The following is a 6,395-nucleotide window of genomic DNA, read 5'->3' as shown; positions in this document are numbered from 1 at the left end:
AGACCGTTTCCCGATCCGATTTCCTCGGCGCTTTCCAGGCCCCCGCTTTTCTTTCGCGGCTTCCTTTCCGGCGGTTCCGACTTTATCAGAAGTTCTGAGTCGGTTTTCCCGGCCCCTCGCGGTGACCGCTCCGACGCACAAGGCGTCGGGGGCTTCCCGTTCAGGCGGAGCCGTAAACGTACTGGAGCGGGGCGCCCCGATGCAAATCGAGGTGCCCCGCCCCAGGTTGACGCCTGTGAGGAGTCGTCAGCCCGTCAGACCTCCACGACGACCGGGAGGATCATCGGCCTGCGCCGGTAGGTGTCGGAGACCCACTTGCCCAGGGTGCGGCGGATGAGTTGCTGCAACTGGTGGGGCTCGACGACCCCGTCCTGGGCCGACCGTTCCAGGACCTCGTTGATCTTCGGCACGACGGCCCCGAAGGCGGAGTCGTCGATACCGGACCCGCGGGCCTGGATGTGCGGACCGGCGGTGATCTTGCCGGTCGAGGAGTCCACGACCAGGAAGACCGAGATGATGCCCTCGTCCCCCAGGATCTTCCGGTCCTTCAGCGCCGGCTCGCGCACATCTCCGACCGAGAGGCCGTCGACGTACACGTAACCCGCCTGGACCTTGCCGGAGATCCTGGCCTTGCCCTGGACGAGGTCGACGACGATGCCGTCCTCGGCGATGACGATGCGGTCGTGCGGTACGCCGGTGAGGGCGCCCAGCTCGGCGTTGGCACGCAGGTGACGCCATTCGCCGTGGACCGGCATCAGGTTCCTCGGCCGGCAGATGTTGTAGAAGTACAACAGCTCGCCCGCGGACGCGTGGCCCGAGACGTGCACCTTGGCGTTGCCCTTGTGGACGACGTTGGCGCCCCAGCGGGTCAGGCCGTTGATCACGCGGTAGACCGCGTTCTCGTTGCCGGGGATGAGCGACGACGCCAGGATCACGGTGTCGCCGTCGACGATGCGGATCTGGTGGTCACGGTTGGCCATGCGGGACAGGGCGGCCATCGGTTCGCCCTGGGAACCCGTGCAGACCAGGACCACCTCGTGGTCCGGAAGGTCGTCCAGGCTGCGGACGTCCACCACCAGGCCCGGCGGGACCTTCAGGTAGCCCAGGTCGCGGGCGATGCCCATGTTGCGGACCATCGAGCGACCGACGAAGGCGACCCTGCGGCCGTACTCGTGGGCCGCGTCCAGGATCTGCTGGATGCGGTGGACGTGGCTGGCGAAGCTCGCCACGATGATCCGCTTGCGGGCGTTCGCGAAGACCGTGCGCAGGACGTTGGAGATGTCGCGCTCGGGCGGGACGAAACCGGGGACCTCCGCGTTCGTCGAGTCGGAGAGGAGGAGGTCGATGCCTTCCTCGCTGAGCCGGGCGAACGCGTGGAGGTCCGTGAGGCGGTTGTCCAGCGGGAGCTGGTCCATCTTGAAGTCGCCCGTGTGGACCGCCATGCCGGCCGGGGTGCGGATGGCGACCGCGAGAGCGTCCGGGATGGAGTGGTTGACCGCGACGAACTCGCAGTCGAACGGACCGATGCGCTCGCGGTTCCCCTCCGCCACCTCGAGGGTGTACGGGCGGATGCGGTGCTCCTGGAGCTTCGCCTCGATCAGGGCGAGGGTCAGCTTGGAGCCGATCAGCGGGATGTCCGGCTTCTCCCGGAGGAGGTAGGGGACGCCGCCGATGTGGTCCTCGTGGCCATGGGTGAGGACGATGCCCTCGATGTCGTCGAGACGGTCCCGGATGGACGTGAAGTCCGGCAGGATCAGGTCGATTCCCGGCTGCTCCTCCTCGGGGAAGAGCACTCCGCAGTCGACGATCAGCAGGCGACCGCCGTACTCGAAGACCGTCATGTTGCGGCCGATCTCGCCGAGGCCGCCGAGCGGGGTGACCCGCAGGCCTCCTTCGGGGAGCGGCGGGGGCGGGCCCAGTTCGGGGTGCGGATGACTCAAAAGACTCTCCTCAAACACGCGCGCCACGTACCGGTCGGGCACGTGGCGCGCGTGACGTTCGTGCAGAAGCAGTTGTCGATGTGCGCAGGCACCGGTGGCCTGCCGTATTCAGTTGTGAAGTCTGGTGTCAGAGCTGTACCCCGCCGGCGGCAAGATCGATCTTGAGCTGGGCGGTCTCTTCCGCGGTGAGTTCCACCATGGGCGGCCGCAGCGGGCCCGCGGGCAGGCCCTGGAGGGTGAGCGCGGCCTTCGTGGTCATGACGCCCTGGGTGCGGAACATGCCCGTGTAGACCGGGAGCAGCTTCTGGTGGATCTCCGTGGCCTTCTGGACGTCACCCGAGATGAACGCGTCCACGAGGGCGCGCAGGTCCGGGGTGACGACGTGACCGACGACGGAGACGAAGCCGACCGCGCCCACGGAGAGCAGCGGCAGGTTCAGCATGTCGTCGCCGGAGTACCAGGCCAGGCGCGAGCGGGCGATGGCCCAGCTCGCGCGGCCGAGGTCGCCCTTGGCGTCCTTGTTGGCGACGATCCGCGGGTGCTCGGCCAGGCGGACCAGCGTCTCGGTGCTGATCGGGACGCCGCTGCGACCGGGAATGTCGTAGAGCATGACCGGCAGCTCGGTGGCGTCGGCGACGGCCGTGAAGTGCCGGAGGAGGCCCTCCTGCGGGGGCTTGTTGTAGTACGGCGTCACGACGAGCAGGCCGTGTGCGCCGGTCCGCTGCGCCGCGCGCGCCAGCTCGATGCTGTGGTGGGTGTCGTTGGTGCCGACCCCGGCCACGACGTGGGCCCGGTCTCCGACGGCCTCCAGGACGGCTCGTACCAGGTCCGATTTCTCCGCGTCGCTGGTGGTGGGCGACTCACCGGTGGTGCCGTTGACGATCAGGCCGTCGTTGCCTGCGTCCACCAGGTGGGTGGCGAGCCGCTGTGCGCCGTCGAGGTCGAGTGCGCCGTCCGCCGTGAAGGGCGTGACCATGGCGGTGAGGACCCGCCCGAAGGGGGTCTGCGGAGTGGAGGTCGGAGCCATGGGGAACACGCTACTCGTTGCTCGGGGCGGGGTCTGCCCTCGGGGCGGACGACAAGTGGTGACAAATGCGGAGCCCGGCACTGCCTGCTCGGGGGTTCAAGCAGTGCCGGGTCCGTTTGATCAGGCTAGATGAACTTCTCCAAATGCCGCAATACGGACACTTCGCGCGGATGATCCGTACATACGTCTCCGTTACGGAGCGGCTTACGGGGCGACCCTGCCGTTGGCGTTGAAGGCCGCGTAGGTGAGGGGCATGAGCTTCGCCCACTCGGACTCCATCTTCTCGCCGACCATCTCGATCTCCCGCTGCGGGAAGGACGGGACCTTGGCCAGTTCGTGCTGGGTGCGCAGGCCGAGGAAGTGCATCAGGGAGCGGGCGTTGCAGGTGGCGTACATCGAGGAGAACAGGCCGACCGGGAGGACCGCGCGGGCGACCTCGCGGGCGACGCCCGCGGCCAGCATCTCCTGGTAGGCGGAATAGGCCTGGCGGTAGGAGTCCTCCATCGTGCGGTCGACCAGTTCCTGCTGGTCCTCGCTGCCCTCCACGAAGACGTACTTGCCGGGGCGGCCCTGCTGCACGAGCTTGCGGGAGGCGTCCGGGACGTAGAACACCGGCTGGAGCTCCCGGTAGCGGCCGGACTCCTCGTTGTACGACCAGCCCGCGCGGTGCCGCATGAACTCGCGGAAGACGAAGATCGGGGCGCTGATGAAGAAGGTCATCGAGTTGTGCTCGAAGGGGCTGCCGTGGCGGTCCCGCATCAGGTAGTTGATGAGCCCCTTGGAGCGCTCGGGGTCCTTCTTCAGCTCGTCCAGGGACTGCTCGCCGGCGGTCGAGACGCGGGCGGCGAACAGCACGTCCGCGTCGGACGCGGTGTGCTTGACCAGTTCGACGGTGACGTCGCTCCGGAGTTCGATCTTGGCCTCGTCGTCGGGGGTGGGGGTCACGGTTCGGGGGTCCTTCCATCGCGTCTGCGGAGCGGCGCCAACTTTACGACGGCCGTCGGGCCGGGAGTTCACGGGCGCCGCGGGCTCCGCGTAGGACGTCTGCCGATATGGGGCACGTTTTCGGACACTCGCTCGTCTGTATCGGTGACGGCTGTGTCGGTGGCGGCCGCACCGATGGCGGCCGTCAGTCGCCGAGTCCACTCGTCATCTCCCAGGAGGACGTACCCGCCATGTTCCGCCGGCGCGAGCCCGTACCCTTCGCCTTCCTCGCCGAGGCCGACAGGTTCCGTAGCAATGTCACTCCCCCGCCCCCGGAGCGGTCCTCCTTCGGGCAGCTGGCCGGGCGCTGGCTGCTGGGGCTGACCATCGTGGCCGCCCTGGTGGGCTCGCTGGTCATCGGGATGCCGGCGCTGTCCGCGGATCACTCCGTCCCCGACCAGCAGTCACAGGCCTCCCGGGGCCGCTGACCCCATCCGGACCCCCGAAGGTGGTGAGCGAGGACACAGGCGGATAGCCTCACCGGCACAGCCCACGTATGGACGAGTGAGGACCAGCCGTGCCCCTGCCCTTCCTGACGGCCGACCGCGCATTCGAGGCGGCGGACGAGGTCGCGCTGCCCTTCGACGACCGCGAGCACTGGCGGCGGCCCTACCGGCCCGGCCCGTGGCGGGTCGCGGCGGCCGCGCTGTGCCTGCTGCTCGCGTCGTACGTGTTGTTCGCGGCGGTGATCATCGCGTTGACCGGCTCGGTGTCCGAGGCCGGGATCGTCTTCGGTGTGTCACTGCTGGTGATCGGCGGCGCGCTGCGGCTGCTGCGGATGGGGGTGTGGGTGAGTGCGCGCGGGGTGCGCCAGGTGGACTTCCTCGTCACGCGGACGGTGACCTGGAACCGCGTCGTGGCCGTGCGGACCGTGCAGCAGCCCGTGCGCTGGATGGGTCTGCCGCGCACCGTGCAGGGCCAGGCGCTGACCCTCGTGCGGCGGGACCGGGCCGCGGAGGGCGCGGTGCCGCTGCTCACCTCGCACGGGGCCGACTTCCTGGCGCGGCCGGAGGCGTTCGACCGGGCCGCGGACTCCGTGGAGGCGTGGGCCGACGAGTACCGGCGGCCCTGAGGACACGCCTGAGGGGACACGCCTGAGGCGGCCCGGTCCGGATGTGTGGACCGGGCCTCCTCGTGCGCGGCCTCAGGACGAGTGCGCGGCCTCATCAGGAGGAGGCCGGGTGCCGTGTGGTGCCGTGCAGGCTGATGGCGCGCTGCATGGCCTTGCGGGCGCGCGGGGTGTCCCGGGCGTCGTGGTAGGCGACGGCGAGGCGGAACCAGGTGCGCCAGTCGTCGGGAGCCGCTTCCGTCTCGGCCTTGCGCCGGGCGAACACGGCGTCGGCCGAGTCGCGGTCGACGCGGCCGCTGGGGGTGCGCTTCAGCTCGTCGACGGGCAGGCCGCCCTCGGCGTCGAGTTCGGCGGCGAGCTGGTTGGCCCGGCGGACGAACTGGGTGTTCTTCCACAGGAACCAGACGCCGATGACCGGCAGGATCAGCACCGCCACGCCGAAGGTGACGGTGAGGAGCGTGCCGGACTGGATGAGCATGACGCCGCGGCTGCCGACCAGGACGAAGTAGAAGACCAGGACGGCGGCCGTGAGGGCGTAGGAGAGCTTCGCGCGCATGGCAGTCAGGGGCTCAGTTCAGGTCCAGGAAGTGTTCCAGGCCGAAGGTCAGGCCCGGAGTCGTCACCACGCGGCGGGCGCCCAGCAGGATGCCCGGCATGAAGCTGCTGTGGTGCAGGGAGTCGTGGCGGATGGTCAGGGTCTCCCCCTCGCCGCCCAGCAGGACCTCCTGGTGGGCCAGCAGGCCGCGCAGGCGGACGGCGTGGACGGGGACGCCGTCGACGTCCGCGCCGCGGGCCCCGTCCAGGGCCGTCGCCGTGGCGTCCGGGGCGGGGGCGCAGCCGGCGGCGCGGCGGGCCTCGGCGATGAGCTGGGCGGTGCGCGTGGCGGTGCCGGAGGGGGCGTCCACCTTGTTCGGGTGGTGCAGCTCGACGACCTCGACCGACTCGAAGTACGGCGCCGCGATCTGCGCGAACTTCATGGTCAACACGGCCCCGATGGAGAAGTTCGGCGCGATGAGCACGCCCGTCTCCGGGGACCGCTCCAGCCAGCCGGTCAGCTGCGCGAGGCGTTCCTCGGTCCAGCCGGTGGTGCCGACGACGGCGTGGATGCCGTGCCGTACGCAGTAGTCGAGGTTGTCCATGACCGAGGCCGGGGTGGTCAGTTCCACCGCGACCTGGGCGCCGGTCCCGGCCAGCGTCTCCAGCTCGTCGCCCCGGCCGAGGGCGGCCACCAGCTCCATGTCCTCGGCGGCCTCGACCGCCCGGACCGCTTCGGCGCCGATGCGGCCCTTGGCGCCGAGGACCGCCACGCGCAGCTTGCTCATCTGTTGCTTCCTTACGGGAGGGGGTTGGGGCCTGCCCGGCGGGTGCGGTCGGA

The 6,395-nt window shown here is 70.0% G+C and carries 7 protein-coding genes; 2 read left to right on the top strand and 5 right to left on the bottom strand.

Annotated elements, in window-relative coordinates:
* Positions 1-254 precede the first annotated feature (254 nt).
* The 3 genes from AB0N31_RS30225 to thyX form a co-directional block, all read right to left on the bottom strand.
* Positions 255-1,940, bottom strand: a complete 1,686-nt coding sequence (locus AB0N31_RS30225; protein ID WP_366061631.1) for a ribonuclease J — start codon at positions 1,938-1,940, stop codon at positions 255-257.
* Between the two features lie 127 nt (positions 1,941-2,067).
* Positions 2,068-2,967 carry a 4-hydroxy-tetrahydrodipicolinate synthase gene (dapA, locus tag AB0N31_RS30220; protein ID WP_366061630.1) on the bottom strand — a complete coding sequence of 300 codons (900 nt, stop codon included), beginning with the start codon at positions 2,965-2,967 and terminating at the stop codon, positions 2,068-2,070.
* A 204-nt stretch (positions 2,968-3,171) separates the two neighbouring features.
* Positions 3,172-3,912, bottom strand: coding sequence for an FAD-dependent thymidylate synthase (gene thyX / locus AB0N31_RS30215; RefSeq protein ID WP_366061629.1), 741 nt, complete (start codon positions 3,910-3,912; stop codon positions 3,172-3,174).
* 230 nt (positions 3,913-4,142) lie between these two features.
* Here thyX and AB0N31_RS30210 point away from each other — a divergent pair, with 230 nt between their 5' ends.
* Positions 4,143-4,379 (top strand): hypothetical protein, encoded by a 237-nt coding sequence (locus tag AB0N31_RS30210; RefSeq protein WP_366061628.1) that lies wholly within the window; start codon positions 4,143-4,145, stop codon positions 4,377-4,379.
* An 89-nt stretch (positions 4,380-4,468) separates the two neighbouring features.
* On the top strand, positions 4,469-5,023 hold the full coding sequence (locus AB0N31_RS30205; protein ID WP_366061627.1) for a hypothetical protein: 555 nt from the start codon (positions 4,469-4,471) through the stop codon (positions 5,021-5,023).
* A 94-nt stretch (positions 5,024-5,117) separates the two neighbouring features.
* Here the strand turns inward: AB0N31_RS30205 and AB0N31_RS30200 are convergent, their stop codons facing one another.
* Positions 5,118-5,576: a hypothetical protein gene (locus AB0N31_RS30200; protein ID WP_366061626.1), complete on the bottom strand. Its 459-nt coding sequence runs from the start codon at positions 5,574-5,576 to the stop codon at positions 5,118-5,120.
* A 13-nt stretch (positions 5,577-5,589) separates the two neighbouring features.
* On the bottom strand, positions 5,590-6,342 hold the full coding sequence (gene dapB / locus AB0N31_RS30195; RefSeq protein ID WP_366061625.1) for a 4-hydroxy-tetrahydrodipicolinate reductase: 753 nt from the start codon (positions 6,340-6,342) through the stop codon (positions 5,590-5,592).
* Positions 6,343-6,395 lie beyond the last annotated feature (53 nt).

The organism is Streptomyces sp. NPDC051051 (assembly GCF_040682975.1).
Classification (GTDB): domain Bacteria; phylum Actinomycetota; class Actinomycetes; order Streptomycetales; family Streptomycetaceae; genus Streptomyces.
Note: the sequence above shows the minus strand (reverse complement) of the source record. Positions and strands in the feature narration are given on the sequence as shown.